Genomic DNA, 14114 nt, shown 5'->3' with positions numbered 1-14114 from the left:
CCGCTGTCAGCCCACGGGTAAAGCCACTTATGGTTGTAGGTTAATATTTCAACGAAGCAACGTATCGCGTGCCTCGTTGAGCCGGGCGGCCAGCCAGTCGGAGCCTCCCCGGTCGGGATGCGCCACCCGCATCAGGCGCAGATAGGCGGTCCTGACCTGATCCGGGCTGGCATCCGCCTGGAGGCCGAGCACCGCCAGGGCCTCCTCCCGCCCCATTGGGGCCACGCCGGGGCGGGGCGCGCTCCCCTCTTCCTCCGGTTGCATCCGGGCAATCCACGTTTCCAGCAGAGGCAGGCTTTCCGGATCATTCTCCAGGCAATCCGCGAAAATTTCTTCGATTTGTGATCGTTGGAGCATGGCGAGGTCGCGCCCGGCATGGCGGCCGCGAAGCACCGTCCCCGACATGGTGCCCGTGGTCGGATCGATCCGCAGCGAGAGGGTGGCCGTCTCCACGGTGTCCTCCGCCGGTCCCTGCGGGGGCGGAGCGGCGCCGAAGCCCTGCGCCAGGCGCCGGGCCTGCCACCGCCGCCAGGCCAGAGGGCCCAGGGCGAAGAGCAGGAAGAGCGCCATCGGCCCCCGGCCGCTCAGGACCAGCAGGCCACCGATGGCCAGGGCCAGGAAGACGGCGAACCAGAGAAGCGCCGCCCGGATCTGCGTCACCGAGGCGCTGGCGAAGCCGCGAAGCGCCAGCAGTACCAGAAGCAGCGCGGCGCTGCCGAGCGCGATCCAGACCATGGTGCTTCAGCGTCCCTCCCGACACGCCGTTGCCAGCGGCATGGAACGGAGGGCCGAGCCATGCGTGGCGAAAGGAGGCACCGGGATCATGCGCCAGTGCCGGGCGGGGCGGGGAGCTGCCGGGCAAGGGTCTGCGCCGCCGTGCTAGGCAGACGCGACAGGGCGGCGCGGCCACCCGCCGCATAGACCGCCACGGCGCGCAGTAGCTCCGCCAGGGCGCGCGGAGAGGCCGAATCGAACGGAGCCCAGGCGCCGCCGGACAGCCGGGCCACCTGCCGGAACACGTTCTCCACGGCCGGGTCACGACCTTCCTGGAACAGGAAGACCGGCGTCCTCCGGGCGCCGAGCAGCCCGGCGGCGTGGCAGACCGGGTCCGCCGGCTCCTCCAGCGCATCGCCGACGAAGACCAGCGCGGCGAGGCGCTCCCGCCCGGTCTCCGCCAGCGCATGGTCCAGCAGGCGCAGCAGCTGGGTGCGGCCGCCGAGGCAGGACAGGCCGGACATGCGCCGCGCCAGCTCCGCGCCATCGGTCAGGTAGGGGGTGGCGGCGAACTCGCCGAAGCCCCGGTAATAGGCCAGCGACACCGCGATGCCGCCCAGGCCGCGGACCGCCAGGAACATCTCCCCCTGCACGGCGCAGGCGCGGTCCCAGGCCGGCTGGCGGCTGGCGGTGGCATCGATGCCGAACAGCAGCCGCGCCGGACGCGGACGCGGCGCGAGGCGGAGGCCGGGCAGGGCCTCGGCCCGCCGCAGGAAGCCGGCCACCGCCCGGCTCGGGGCGGCGGGACCGGAAGGAGGAAGGACGGGCGGCTTCGCCATGCAGGAAGAATGGGGGCGCGGTCCGCCCGGCGCCAGGGTCCATCGGCGCCCCGGCCGCCGCCCTTCCGGACGGGGCCGGGGCGGTGCGGGAGCTCAGGCGTGGTCCTGCGCCTGGACCTCCTTGGCCACCACCAGCGCCGTCAGGTTGACGATGCCGCGGGCGGTGACGGAGGGCACCAGCACATGCACCGGCTTGCGCATGCCCAGCAGCATGGGCCCGATCTGCAGCCCGTCGGTGGCCGCCTTCACCAGATTATAGGCGATGTTGGCCGAATCGAGGTTCGGGAAGACCAGCAGGTTCGCCGCTCCCTCCAGCCGGCTGTCGCAGACCACGCGGTCGCGGATCGCGGGGATCAGCGCGGCGTCGGCATGCATCTCGCCATCCACCATCAGGTCCGGCGCCTTGGCGCGGATCAGCTTCAGCGCGTCCCGCATCTTCTTGGCCGAGGGGGCCTGCGAGGCACCGAAGGAGGAATGCGACAGCAGCGCGGCGCGCGGTTTGCGGCCGAAGGCATGCACCTGCTGCGCGGCGAGCAGCGTCATCTCGGCCACCTGCTCCACCGTGGGATCCACCATCAGGTGCGTGTCCACGAAGAACAGGTTGCCCGCCGGGGTGATGACGCCGGTCAGGGCATAGGCCCGGCCCACCTGCGGGTCCTTGCCGATGATGTCGTTCACCTGGTGCCAGTGGCGCATCCACTCGCCCGTGCCGCCGACGATGGCGGCGTCCACCTTGCCCGCCTCCAGCAGCAGTGCCGCCGCCACCGTGGGACGGGTGCGGACGTTCAGCGCGGCGGCATCCGGAGGCACGCCCCGCCGCCCGGCGCGGCGGGTATAGACCTCGGTGAGCGGCCCGAAGACCTCGGCATCCGCCACCGGGTCGAGGATGGTGACGCTCCTCTCCAGGTCCATGCGCAGGCCCATGGCCCTGACCTTGGCGGCGATCACCTCGCGCCGGCCGACCAGCACCGGTTCGGCGATTCCTTCGTCCAGCACGGTCTGCACCGCGCGCAGGGTGCGCTCGTCCTCGCCCTCGGCATAGGCGACGCGCTGCGGCGACTTGCGCGCGGCCTCGAAGACCGGGCGCATCAGGTCGCCGGAGCGGAAGACGTGCCGCTCCAGCTTGCGGCGGTAGTCGGCGAGGTCGGCGATCGGGCGGGTGGCGACGCCGCTCTCGGCGGCGGCCCTGGCCACGGCCGGGGCGATCTCCAGGATCAGGCGCGGGTCGAAGGGCTTGGGGATGATGTAGTCCGGCCCGAAGACCGGCGCCTGCCCGCCATAGGCGGCGGCCACCACCTCGCTGGCCTCGATGCGGGCGAGGCGGGCAATGGCCTCCACCGCCGCGACCTTCATTTCCTCGTTGATCGTGGTGGCGCCGGCATCCAGCGCGCCGCGGAAGATGAAGGGGAAGCAGAGGACGTTGTTGACCTGGTTCGGATAGTCCGACCGTCCGGTGGCCACGATCGCGTCCGGCCGCACCGCGCGGGCGGCCTCGGGCAGGATCTCCGGCTCGGGATTGGCGAGCGCCAGGATCAGCGGCTTCTCACCCATCGTCGGCAGCCACTCGGCCTTGAGCACGCGCGGGGCGGAAAGGCCCAGGAAGACATCGGCGCCGCCCAGCACGTCCGGCAACTTGCGCGCATTGGTCTGGCGGGCATAGCGCGACTTGTAGGGGTCCATCAGGGTGGTGCGGCCCTCGTAGACCACGCCCTCGATGTCGCAGACGGTGATGTTCTCGTGCTTCGCGCCCATCGCCACCAGCAGGTCGAGGCAGGCCAGCGCCGCCGCACCCGCGCCGGAGGCGACGATCTTCGCCTGGCCGATCTCCTTGCCCTGCAGCAGTAGCCCGTTGCGCACGGCGGCGGCGACGATGATGGCGGTGCCGTGCTGGTCGTCGTGGAAGACCGGGATCTTCATGCGCACCCGCAGCTCGCGCTCGATCTCGAAGCACTCGGGGGCCTTGATGTCCTCGAGGTTGATGGCGCCGAAGGAAGGCTCCAGCACCGCCACCGCGTCGATGAACTTCTGCGGGTCGCGTTCCTCGACCTCGATATCGATGCTGTCGATACCGGCGAACTTCTTGAAGAGGGCCGCCTTGCCCTCCATCACCGGCTTGGAGGCCAGTGCCCCGATGGCGCCCAGGCCGAGCACGGCCGTGCCGTTGGTGATCACCGCCACCATGTTGCCGCGGGTGGTGTAGTCGTAGGCGGTCTCGGGATTCGCCGCGATCTCCTCGCAGGCGGCGGCGACGCCGGGCGAGTAGGCGAGCCCGAGGTCGCGCTGGGTGGCCATGCGCTTGGTCGGATCGATGCTCAGCTTCCCTGGACGCGGGAGCCGATGGTAATCGAGCGCGGCTTTGCGGAAATCCTCGTCCATGATGCCCTCTTCGCGGCAGCCAGATCGGGCTGCGCCCCAACGTCAACAGTCAAAACCGACTGTTCACCCTTACCAGCGGAGGGCGTTCGGGGAGAGGTGCCTGGATGAAGAAAATCTGGTGCGGTCGAGAAGATTCGAACTTCCACGGGGTTTCCCCCACCAGCACCTCAAGCTGGCGCGTCTACCATTCCGCCACGACCGCGTGCAGACGAGGCGCCTATAACCGATGAACACGGACCTAGCAACGGCCCCCATGACAGTGATTTCGCCCGAAAGCCTCTCCACCCTCCCGGAAAACGGATCCGCGCCTGGATTGGAGGCCGGGAAGGGCCCCCTCTGGACGGTGGTGGAAGGGCGCATGCCCTATCCTGAGGCCCTGGCGGCCATGGAGGCGCGCGCCGCCGCCATTCGCGCCGGCACGGCCGGGGAGGCCGTCTGGCTGGTGGAACACCCGCCCACCTATACCGCCGGGACCTCCGCCACCGCGGAAGGGCTGGTGGATGCGCGATTCCCTGTCTTCAAGGCCGGGCGGGGCGGGCAATGGACCTATCACGGCCCCGGCCAGCGCACTGCCTATGTCATGCTCGATCTGACCAGGCCGCATGGCCGCGTCGTGGCGCGGGACGTGCGGGCCTATGTCCATGGGTTGGAGGACTGGATCATCCGCGCCCTGGACCGCTTCAACGTGAAGAGCGAGCGGCGCGAGGGGCGGGTCGGCATCTGGGTCGCCGATCCGGTGACGAAGCGGGAGAGCAAGATCGCCGCCATCGGCGTGCGGGTGACGCGCTGGGTGAGCTGGCACGGGATCGCGCTGAACGTCGAGCCGGACCTGTCGCATTTCGGCGGCATCGTCCCCTGCGGCATCAGCGAGCACGGCGTCACCAGCCTGCACGCGCTGGGCATTCCCGCGACCATGGAGGAGGCCGATTCGGCCCTGCGCGGCGCCTGGGCCGAGGTCTTCGGCTGAAGCCTTGTCCGGTCTTCCCGCCGGGAGGGCCGCTCAGTGCAGGGTGGGGGAGGCCGCCGGCCGAGCCTCGAACGGCACCACCACGCCGCCTCCGCCCCCGGCCCGCAGCGGCAGGCCGTGCCCGGCCCGGAGCAGCTGCCGGGCCAGGGGCTGGATGGCCCGGACGCATTCCTCCAGCGTATGGGGCATGGCCAGCCCGGCCAGCCGCCGGGCCGCCTCGGCCGGCCGGTCCCGTTGCGCCAGGGCGAGGCATTCCAGCAGGGCCAGCTCGTCCGGGCTCACCTCCTCGCAGCAGACGCAGTTCACCTCGATCAGGCGCACCGCACCGCCGTTGAGCGCGCCCATCATGGCGTCGAGCGGCCGCATCGCCCCGGGGGCGCCGACGGCGTCCATCGCCTCCTCGATCTCTTCCGCCAGGGCGATCCCGTGGAAGCGGTCCAGCACCCAGGCTCGCATCGACCAGAGCATCAGGTTCTCGACCGGGGACAGGGACCAGACCCGTCGCCTCTGGCAGGTCCTCTGGCGGGCATCGTGCATGGGACATCTCCGGTTCCGGGCGGCGTCGCCCCAGGGATGAGCTTACCCGCTTCGCAAATGCAATTGCAATTCGTTTGCATTATCAGGGCGCGTGGCTATCCTGCCCGGGCCATGACCTTACCCTGCGACCTGCTGCGCCTGACCTCCAGCGAGCACCTGCTGCTCTGGTGCCTACGGACCGTCGTCCAAAGGGGCGAGGATGCCGAGATCCACCAAGGCATCGTCGGCGCCTTCGAAGGGGAGGGGGAGGGGACGGCGCGCGCCCTGTACCGTTTCCTCTTCCTGCTGGGCCTCGGCGCCCGCCGCCCGATCCTGATGGAGGCGCCCGGCTGCCTCCGGGTGACCAGCGATGAGCGTCGGCTGCTGGCCACCCTCGCCCTGGCCCAAAGCGGGTTGGCCCAAAGCGGGTTGGCCCAAGGTGGGGCCGAGGCCCCGGCGGAGGAGAGGCCGGACGCGCCCCGGGCGGCCCTGGCCGCGCATCTCTCCTGGCTGGTGCGGGGGACGGCGACCGGCCCTGTCACTGCCGCGGCCCGTGCCCTGGCCCATGCGCTGCTGGAGCAGGATCACCACCTGCCCCTCCCGGCCTCGCAGGCACCCGCCCCCGTGCCGGAGCCAGGGGGAAGGGTTCGCCTGCGCCTCGTGGCCTCCGTCTCCGCCGCCCCTGCCGCCCCCCATCCCGAACCCCTGATGAGGTCCGCCATGCCCTGGCCGGAGACTGCCCGATGACGGCGCCGCTGCTCGATGTCCGGGACCTGACGGTCCGCTTCGATACCTGGGAGGGCACGGTTCATGCCGTGACCGGCGTGACCTACGCGCTGCAACCCGGCGAGACGCTGGGCATCGTGGGCGAGAGCGGCTCGGGCAAGAGCGTGCACGTCCTTTCCATGCTGGGGCTGATCCCCAAGCCGCCGGGGCGCATCGCCGCCGGCAGCGCGCTCTTCGAGGGGCGCGACCTGCTCGCCATGAGCGAGGCGGAACTCCAGGAGCTGCGGGGTGGCAAGATCGGCATGATCTTCCAGGACCCGATGACCTCGCTGAACCCGGTTCTCACCGTCGGCTACCAGATCTGCGAATCCCTGCGCCGGCACATGAAGCTGTCGCGCGGCGCGGCGCTGCGGCGCGCGGTGGAGCTGCTGGACCTGGTCGGCATTCCCGACCCGCACAAGCGCGTGGAGCAGTATCCACACCAGTTCTCCGGCGGCATGCGGCAGCGCGCGATGATCGCCATCGGCATCGCCTGCGAGCCCAAGCTGCTGATCGCCGACGAGGCCACCACCGCGCTGGACGTGACGGTGCAGGCGCAGGTGCTGGACCTGATGCGCGACCTCAAGCGCAAGCTGGGCATGGCGATGATCTGGATCACCCATGACATGGGCGTGGTCGCCGGCCTCGCCGACAATGTGCAGGTCATGTATGGCGGCCGCATCATGGAACGCGGCCCGGCCCGCGCCGTCTTCCACGACACGCGCAGCGCCTATACCTGGGGCCTGCTGCGCTCCCTCCCGGACGAGGAGGAGATCCTGCCCGCCGTCCAGGCGGACAGGAAGCGCAAGCGCCTCTACCAGATCCCGGGATCGCCACCCGACATGTACCACCCGCCGGCGGGCGATCCTTTCGCCCCGCGCAACCCGCTGGCCACCGAGCGCTGCCTCGCCGAGGTGCCGCCGCTGGTGCAGGCACGGGAAGGCGAGCCCGGGCATCTTGTCGCCGCCTGGTACGACCTGCGCGCCGCGCGTGCGGCGGGGGTGGCGGCATGAGCGCCGGGACCATGACCGACGGGGCCATGACCGACGGGGCCATGACCGGCGGGGCCATGACCGGCGGGACCGTGCGCGAGCCGCTGCTGCGCGTCGAGGGGCTGACGCGGCACTATGTGAGCAAGGGCCTCTTCGGCAAGGTGACGCATACGGTGCGCGCCGTGGACGGGATCTCCTTCGACCTCCAGCCGGGCGAGACGCTGGGCCTGGTCGGCGAATCCGGCTCCGGCAAGAGCACCACCGGCCGGCTGGTGCTGCGGCTGGAGGAACCGACGGCCGGGCGCGTCTTCTTCGAGGGCGAGGAGATCAGCCGCCTGCGCAAGCAAAGCCTGCGCCGCGTGCGCCAGCGCCTTCAGGTGGTGTTCCAGGACCCCTATGCCTCGCTGAACCCGCGCATGCGCGTGGGCGACAGCGTGGGCGAGCCGCTGACCAACCACGGTGCGGTCCGTGGCCGCGCGGCGCAGCGCGAGAAGGTGGCGGAGCTGTTCCGTCTCGTTGGCCTCGATCCGCGCTTCATGGACCGATTCCCGCACCAGTTCTCCGGCGGCCAGCGGCAGCGCATCGGCATCGCCCGCGCCATCGCCCTGCGCCCCAGGCTGATCGTGGCGGACGAGCCGATCACCGCGCTCGATGTCTCGATCCAGGCGCAGATCGTGAACCTGTTCATGGACCTGCAGGAGGAGATGGGCATGGCCTATCTCTTCATCGCGCATGACCTGGGCATGGTGCGCCACCTCTGCCACCGCGTCGCGGTGATGCTGCGCGGCCGCATCGTGGAGCTCGGCAGCACGGCGCAGGTCTTCGGCGATCCGCAGCACCCCTATACCAAGGCGCTGCTTTCCGCCGCGCCGATCGCCGATCCGGACCGGGAGCGTGCCCGGCAGCGCCTCTTCTACGAGCCGAAGCCCGCCGCGCCGGACGCAGCGCTGCGCGAAGTCTCGCAGGGGCATTACGTGCTGGCCTGAGCGCGGCCCCGTTCCGCCAGGGACCGGGGAGTTCAGCGCAGCGGGAAGCCCAGCCTGCCCAGCGCCTCCCGCAGCCGGTCCCGCCCCGCCATGGCGCGCAGCGTGCCCCAGCGCGCCATGGCCCGCTGCGTCCAGGTATAGGGGCTGCGCTCCTGCCCCCTGCTGAAATCCTCCAGCGCCGCGTCGTAGCCGGGCAGGGCGCGCATGTCTGCCTCCGGGTCGTAGCGCTCGTGATGCAGGACCGCCGACTGCGGCAGGCGCGGCTTCACCGCCCCGCCATCCGGCGCGGGATAACCGACGCAAAGGCCGAAAACCGCCGTGGCGCCGGGCGGCAGGCCGAGTTCCGCCGCCACCGCCTCCAGATCGTTGCGCAGGGCGCCGATATAGACCGTGCCGAGGCCCAGGGATTCCGCCGCGACCACGGCGTTCTGCGCCGCCAGCCCGGCATCCAGCGCGGCGACGAGGAAGGTTTCCAGGAAGGGCAGGCCTTCCAGGGGGCGCCCTGTCCGTTCCGCCAGCCGGGCATGGCGCGACAGGTCCGCCAGGAAGACGAGGAAGAGCGGGCATTGCTCGACATGCCGCTGGCCGCCCGCCACCGCCGCGAGCCGCCGCTTGCTGTCCGGATCGGTGACGGCGACCACCGACCAGGCCTGCATGTTCGAGGAGGTGGCCGCCGACTGCGCCGCCGCGACCAGCGCCTCCAGCGTGCCCTCCGGCAGCGGGTCGGGCCGGTAGGCCCGCACCGAGCGGTGGGAAAGCAGCAGCTCCAGCGCCGGATTCCAGGGGATGGTGGTGGCGGGGGCGGCCTCGCCATAGCGGGCACGCAGGGCGGCGGCGGATTCGGTCATGGGCATCCGGTCCAGATGGGATCGTGTCGTCCGGCAGGTTCGGGCGGCTTCTGCCGCGGGGCAACATGGCCGCGGCAGGCAACACCCGTCCCGGCCACGCGTTGACGCAGCGCACAGGACGCAAAGGAGACCGCCATGCCCGCACGCCAGGTGAAGGGCCGCAAGGTACGCTACGCCGTGGTGGGTGGCGGCTGGATCTCCCAGGCCGCCTTCATGCCCGGTGTCGGCCAGACAGGAAATTCCGAGATGACGGCGCTGGTGACGGGCGATCCCGTGAAGGCGGAGAAGCTGGCGGCGCTGTACGGGCTGAAGAGCTACCACTACGACGACTACGACAGGCTGCTGGCCTCGGATGAGATCGACGCGATCTACCTCGCCCTGCCCAACGACCAGCACGAGAAATTCGCCGTGCCCGCGCTGGAGGCCGGCATCCACGTTCTGCTGGAAAAGCCGATGGCGGTGAGCACCTCGCAATGCGAGGCGATCAACACCGCCGCGAAGGCCTCGGGCGCGAAGCTGCTGATTGCCTACCGTCTGCATTTCGAGCCCGGGACGCTGGAGGCGATCCGCCGTGTCCGTTCCGGCGAGTTCGGCGAGATCCGCTCCTTTGTCTCGAACTTCAGCCAGACCGTCAGCCCTTCCAACCACCGCGCGAAACATGGCTATTGGGCCGGGCCGGTGACGGATATGGGACCCTATCCGCTGAACGCCGTGCGCAACCTCTTCGGCGCGGAACCCGTCGAGGTCTCGGCCATGGGCATCCGCACGCCGGGCTCGGGCATGGACCTTGACGACACGGTGTCGGTGACGCTGCGTTTTCCGGGTGAGCGGCTGGCGCAGTTCACCGTCAGCTACACCGGCGCCAGCACCGGAACCTACCGCGTCACCGGCACGAAGGGCGACCTCTATGTCGAGAACGCCTATGGCTTCGGTCCCGGCGTCTCGCCGAAACACGTCGCCACCGTGGAAGGAGAGACCGCCACGCGCGAGTTCCCGGTGGTGGACCAGTTTGCCGGGGAGACGGATTACTTCTCCGACTGCATCCTGAACGGCCGCGATCCGGAGCCCGGCGGCGAGGAGGGGCTGCTCGACGTGCGCGTGCTGGAGGCGATCGAGCGGGCGCTGGAAACTGGCCAGCCGCAGACCCTGCCTCCGGCCCAGCGCAGCCGCCCGATCGATCCCGGCCAGGGCCGCGAATTCCCGCTGGCCGAGGCGCCGGAACTGATCGACGCCAAGGAGCCGGGGGAGGGCTGAAAGCCTCCGGTCCGGGCCGGGCTTGCCCCGGCGGGCCGGACGCGTGATGGGAGGGGCATGTCCGGCCTGTTCCCTCCCATCGAACCTTACGCCTCCGGCCATCTCGACGTGGGGGAGGGGCACCGTCTCTACTGGGAGTGTTGCGGCAATCCGGCAGGGATGCCGGCGCTGGTGCTGCATGGCGGGCCGGGTTCCGGTTGCCCGCCCAGCGCCCGCCGCGCCTTCGATCCGGCACGGCACAGGATCGTCCTGTTCGACCAGCGGAACTGCGGCCGCAGCACGCCCCATGCTGGCGGCGAGGGGATCGGCCTCGCCAACAACACCACCGCGCATCTCCTGGCCGACATCGAGCGCCTGCGGGAGCATCTGGGGATCGGAGGCTGGCTGTTGCGCGGCAGTTCCTGGGGTTCCACCCTGGCGCTCGCCTATGCTCAGCAACATCCGAAGCGCGTGACGGGGATCGTGCTTTCCGCCGTCGCCACCACCACGCGGCGGGAGATCGGCTGGATCACCCGGGGTGTCGGTGCCTTCTTTCCATGGGAATGGGCGCGTTTCGCGGCCGGCGTGCCGGAGGCGGAGCGCGGCGGCTGTCTGGCGGACGCCTATCACCGGCTCCTGATGCATCCCGACCCGGCGATCCAGGACAAGGCGGCGCGGGACTGGTGCGACTGGGAGATGGCCATCGTCGTCGTCCAGCCGGGGCACAGGCCGCACCCCCGCTACCAGGACCCTGCCTTCCGTCTCGGCTTCGCGCGGCTGGTCACGCTCTACTGGCGCCACGCCGCCTGGCTGGAGGAAGGCATCCTGCTGCGCCGGATGGACCGGCTGGCCGGCATCCCAGGCGTGCTGATCCATGGGCGGCTCGATCTCGGCAGCCCGCTCGCCACGGCCTGGGAACTGCATCGCGCCTGGCCCGGCAGCGAACTGGTGGTGCTGGAGGAGGCCGGGCATGACGGCCGCGACACCGGCATGGCCGAGGCGGCGGTGGCGGCGATCCGGCGCGTGGCGGACCGCGCCCCGGCGGGCTGAGCCGGAATCACCCCCGCCAGATCACCTCCGGCCCGATCGCGGTGAGGTTGCGGCAGCCGGTCAGCGCCATCGCAGCCTCCAGCTCCGTGCGCAGGATCTTCAGCAGGTGCGCCACGCCCACAGGCCCGCCGACCGCCAGGGCGTGCAGCACCGGCCGCCCCACCAGCACCGCCTTAGCGCCCAGGGCCAGCGCCTTCACGATATCCGTGCCGCGCCGGATGCCGCCATCGAGCAGGATGGGCAGTTGCCCGCCCAGCCGCTCCGCCATCGGGGGCAGCAGGTCGATGGTGGCCGGCAGGGTGTCCAGCGCCCGGCCGCCATGGTTGCTCAGGACGATCCCGGCCATGCCTTCCCCGGCGGCGCGCAGCGCGTCCTCCGGATCGGTCACGCCCTTCAGCAGGATCGGCAGGCGCGTGCCGGCACGCAGCCATTCCAGGTCCCGCCAGGTCGGCGCGGCGTCGAGCATCCCCCGGAAGACCGCGCTCTCCGCCATGCCGGCCCGGTTCGGCGGGGCGGGCGGCAGGCCGCGCAGATGCACCGCCTCGATCCCTGGCGGCAGGGCGAAGCCGGCCCGGGCCTCGCGGTTGCGGATGCTGACCGGCGCATCCACGGTCAGCACCAGCGCGGTGCAGCCGGCGGCCTCAGCCCGCTGGATCAGGGCGCGGGTGAAGCCGCGGTCGTGCTGCGGATAGAGCTGGAACCAGAGCGGCGCGCGCCCGCCGCCTGCCGCGTGTTGCGCGGCGACCTCCTCGACCGGCACGCTGGACTGCGTGCTGACCACCAGGCCCGCCCCGACCGCCGCCGCGCCCAGCGCGGTCGCGGCCTCGCCGCCCGGATGCGCCAGCCGGTGAAAGGCCATCGGGGCCACCAGCACCGGATGCTCCAGCGCAGCGCCGAGGAGATCCAGCCGCGTGTTGGCGCCGTCCATCCCGGCCAGCACGCGTCCGCGCAGCCGGAGCCGGTCGAAGGCTTCGCGGTTCCAGCGGAGCGTCAGCTCGTCCGCGCTGCCGCCCGAGAGATAGGCCCAGGCGGCCGCGTCCATGTGCTGCCGCGCCTCGGCCTCGTAGTCGGCGGCGCAGACGATGCCGGGTGGAATGGGAGGGACGGCGAAGCTCAACGCGGACCCTTTCGCGGATTGGCCGTGGCGCGGCCATCCTAGCCGCCCGGCCGGATGGCGACAGCCTTGCCGGGGTCGCGCGAACACGAAAAAGCCCGGCCTCGCAAGGGAGGCCGGGCTCGGTCATGTTAGCCGGGCGTGGGGCCGGATACCCGGACCCGTCCCCGCTCAGCGCGTGCCGGAACGGTCCGTGTCGCGGAAGTCGCTGTCCCGCCAGGAACGGTTCTTGGCCTCGCCCTCGTGGCGCGCGTGATCGGCGCGACGGTCGCGGCCCTCGCCCTGCGGGCGGCCGCCCGACGGCTTGCGGTCACCCGCGAACTGCGGGCGGCGGGCATCGCCGCGGCCGTGGCCGCCGGCGCCGTGCCCACCCGCCGGTCGGGGCGCGCCGCCGGGGCGGCCCTGGCCGCCACGGCCACGGTTCTGCTGGCGCCCGGGCGCGCGCGGCACCGGGCCGGTCGGGATGTCGCCCTCGGCCGGAACCGCCTGGCGCGTCAGCTTCTCGACCGCGCGCAGCAGCGGCACGTCGTCCAGCGACACCAGGGCGATGGCCTCGCCCGAGGCGCCGGCGCGCGCGGTGCGGCCGATGCGGTGGACATAGGTCTCCGGCACTTCCGGCAGGTCGTACTGGATCACATGCGTCACGCCGGACACGTCGATGCCGCGCGCGGCGATGTCGGTCGCGACCAGGATCGGCGCCGTGCCGCGCTTGAAGGCGTCGAGCGCGCGCTCACGCTGGCCCTGGCTCTTGTTGCCATGGATCGCGTTGGCGGCGAGCCCGTCCTGCTCCAACTGCTTCACGATGCGGTCAGCGCCGTGCTTGGTGCGGGAGAAGACCAGGGTGCGGCCCACTTCCGGCTTGCGGAGGATGTCGGCCAGCACCGTGCGCTTGCCGTCGCGGCTCACATGGATGGCGCGCTGGTTCACCCGCTCCGCGGTGGTGGCGACGGGCGTGACCTCGACCTTCACCGGCTCGCGCAGCAGGTCCTTGGCGAGCGAGGCGATGGCCTCCGGCATGGTGGCCGAGAAGAACATCGTGTGGCGCTGCTTCGGCAGCATCCCCGAGATGCGGCGGATCGCGGGCCAGAAGCCCCGGTCCAGCATCTGGTCGGCCTCGTCGAGGATGAAGGCCTCCAGCGAGTCCAGGCGGCAGTTGCGCGTGCCGATATGGTCCAGCAGGCGGCCCGGCGTGGCGACGATGATGTCCACGCCGCCCGACAGCGCGCGGCGCTGCGGGTTCTCCGGCACGCCGCCGAAGATCAGCGCGCTGCGCAGGCCCAGGTGGCGGCCATAGGCCTTGATGCTGTCATGGATCTGCGCCGCCAGTTCCCGCGTCGGCGACAGGATCAGCGCGCGGCAGCCGGTCGGCGGGGCACGGCGCTTGTCCATGATCAGGCGGTGCAGCAGCGGCAGCGCGAAGGCCGCGGTCTTGCCAGTGCCGGTCTGGGCGATGCCCAGCACGTCCCGCCCTTCCATGGCGGCCGGGATGGCCTGGGCCTGGATCGGGGTCGGGGTGGTGTAGCCCTCTTCGTCCAGCGCGCGCAGGATGGGCGACGCGAGGCCGAGGGTCAGGAAATCGGTCATCAGTGTTCGATCGGTCCGTGAAGCGCCCGGCCCATGGCTTCCCTGGGGCAAGAGCGTCTTCCAGTGGGCCGCGAACGACGCGGATGGCGGCCCGGGAGAAGGTTGCTCCGCCGCAGGGCCATGATGGAAG

General features: G+C 71.6%; 13 protein-coding genes and 1 tRNA gene. 6 read left to right on the top strand and 8 right to left on the bottom strand.

All coding sequences use genetic code 11. From position 1 onward, the window contains the following. Nucleotides 1–48 precede the first annotated feature (48 nt). The 4 genes from CTJ15_RS11890 to CTJ15_RS11875 form a co-directional block, all read right to left on the bottom strand. Nucleotides 49–735 carry a hypothetical protein gene (locus tag CTJ15_RS11890; RefSeq protein ID WP_075822192.1) on the bottom strand — a complete coding sequence of 229 codons (687 nt, stop codon included), beginning with the start codon at nucleotides 733–735 and terminating at the stop codon, nucleotides 49–51. Nucleotides 736–821: 86 nt separating this feature from the next. After that, on the bottom strand, nucleotides 822–1553 hold the full coding sequence (locus CTJ15_RS11885) for a hypothetical protein (RefSeq protein WP_058389775.1): 732 nt from the start codon (nucleotides 1551–1553) through the stop codon (nucleotides 822–824). A gap of 93 nt (nucleotides 1554–1646) precedes the next feature. After that, nucleotides 1647–3929 carry an NADP-dependent malic enzyme gene (locus CTJ15_RS11880; RefSeq protein ID WP_058389774.1) on the bottom strand — a complete coding sequence of 761 codons (2283 nt, stop codon included), beginning with the start codon at nucleotides 3927–3929 and terminating at the stop codon, nucleotides 1647–1649. A gap of 116 nt (nucleotides 3930–4045) precedes the next feature. Then, nucleotides 4046–4131, bottom strand: a tRNA-Leu gene (locus tag CTJ15_RS11875). 156 nt (nucleotides 4132–4287) lie between these two features. Here CTJ15_RS11875 and lipB point away from each other — a divergent pair. Then, the gene (gene lipB, locus CTJ15_RS11870) at nucleotides 4288–4896 is read left to right on the top strand and encodes a lipoyl(octanoyl) transferase LipB (RefSeq protein ID WP_255414132.1); all 609 of its coding nucleotides are present in this window, start codon (nucleotides 4288–4290) and stop codon (nucleotides 4894–4896) included. A gap of 33 nt (nucleotides 4897–4929) precedes the next feature. On the opposite strand, the gene CTJ15_RS11865 is transcribed toward lipB, so the two are convergent. Beyond that, entirely contained in the window at nucleotides 4930–5433 is a 504-nt protein-coding gene (locus CTJ15_RS11865) for a hypothetical protein (protein ID WP_075822194.1), read from the bottom strand. 111 nt (nucleotides 5434–5544) lie between these two features. Between CTJ15_RS11865 and CTJ15_RS11860 the strand changes: the two genes are divergently transcribed. From CTJ15_RS11860 to CTJ15_RS11850, 3 genes are read left to right on the top strand one after another with little or no spacing between them, the layout of a single operon-like run. Then, nucleotides 5545–6159 (top strand): hypothetical protein, encoded by a 615-nt coding sequence (locus CTJ15_RS11860; RefSeq protein ID WP_126281876.1) that lies wholly within the window; start codon nucleotides 5545–5547, stop codon nucleotides 6157–6159. Further along, nucleotides 6156–7190, top strand: a complete 1035-nt coding sequence (locus CTJ15_RS11855; RefSeq protein WP_058389771.1) for an ABC transporter ATP-binding protein — start codon at nucleotides 6156–6158, stop codon at nucleotides 7188–7190. Before CTJ15_RS11860 ends, CTJ15_RS11855 begins: the two co-directional genes overlap by 4 nt. Further along, a complete protein-coding gene (locus CTJ15_RS11850) occupies nucleotides 7187–8155 on the top strand; it encodes an ABC transporter ATP-binding protein (protein ID WP_226946117.1) in 969 nt (322 codons plus the stop codon). The genes CTJ15_RS11855 and CTJ15_RS11850 overlap by 4 nt, the downstream gene beginning before the upstream one ends. Nucleotides 8156–8187: 32 nt before the next feature. Here the strand turns inward: CTJ15_RS11850 and CTJ15_RS11845 are convergent, their stop codons facing one another. Then, nucleotides 8188–9003, bottom strand: coding sequence for an NADPH-dependent oxidoreductase (locus CTJ15_RS11845; RefSeq protein ID WP_193009669.1), 816 nt, complete (start codon nucleotides 9001–9003; stop codon nucleotides 8188–8190). 135 nt (nucleotides 9004–9138) lie between these two features. On the opposite strand from CTJ15_RS11845, the gene CTJ15_RS11840 reads away from it, so the two are divergent. After that, nucleotides 9139–10257, top strand: coding sequence for a Gfo/Idh/MocA family protein (locus CTJ15_RS11840; protein WP_019461175.1), 1119 nt, complete (start codon nucleotides 9139–9141; stop codon nucleotides 10255–10257). 57 nt (nucleotides 10258–10314) lie between these two features. Beyond that, nucleotides 10315–11286, top strand: coding sequence for a prolyl aminopeptidase (pip, locus tag CTJ15_RS11835; RefSeq protein ID WP_058389769.1), 972 nt, complete (start codon nucleotides 10315–10317; stop codon nucleotides 11284–11286). A gap of 7 nt (nucleotides 11287–11293) precedes the next feature. On the opposite strand, the gene CTJ15_RS11830 is transcribed toward pip, so the two are convergent. Then, nucleotides 11294–12403: an alpha-hydroxy acid oxidase gene (locus CTJ15_RS11830; protein ID WP_058389768.1), complete on the bottom strand. Its 1110-nt coding sequence runs from the start codon at nucleotides 12401–12403 to the stop codon at nucleotides 11294–11296. A gap of 168 nt (nucleotides 12404–12571) precedes the next feature. Next, nucleotides 12572–13984, bottom strand: coding sequence for a DEAD/DEAH box helicase (locus tag CTJ15_RS11825; protein WP_058389767.1), 1413 nt, complete (start codon nucleotides 13982–13984; stop codon nucleotides 12572–12574). Nucleotides 13985–14114: the final 130 nt, after the last annotated feature.

It is taken from the genome of Roseomonas sp. FDAARGOS_362 (assembly GCF_002754815.1).
Lineage (GTDB): Bacteria > Pseudomonadota > Alphaproteobacteria > Acetobacterales > Acetobacteraceae > Roseomonas > Roseomonas mucosa.
Note: the sequence above shows the minus strand (reverse complement) of the source record. Positions and strands in the feature narration are given on the sequence as shown.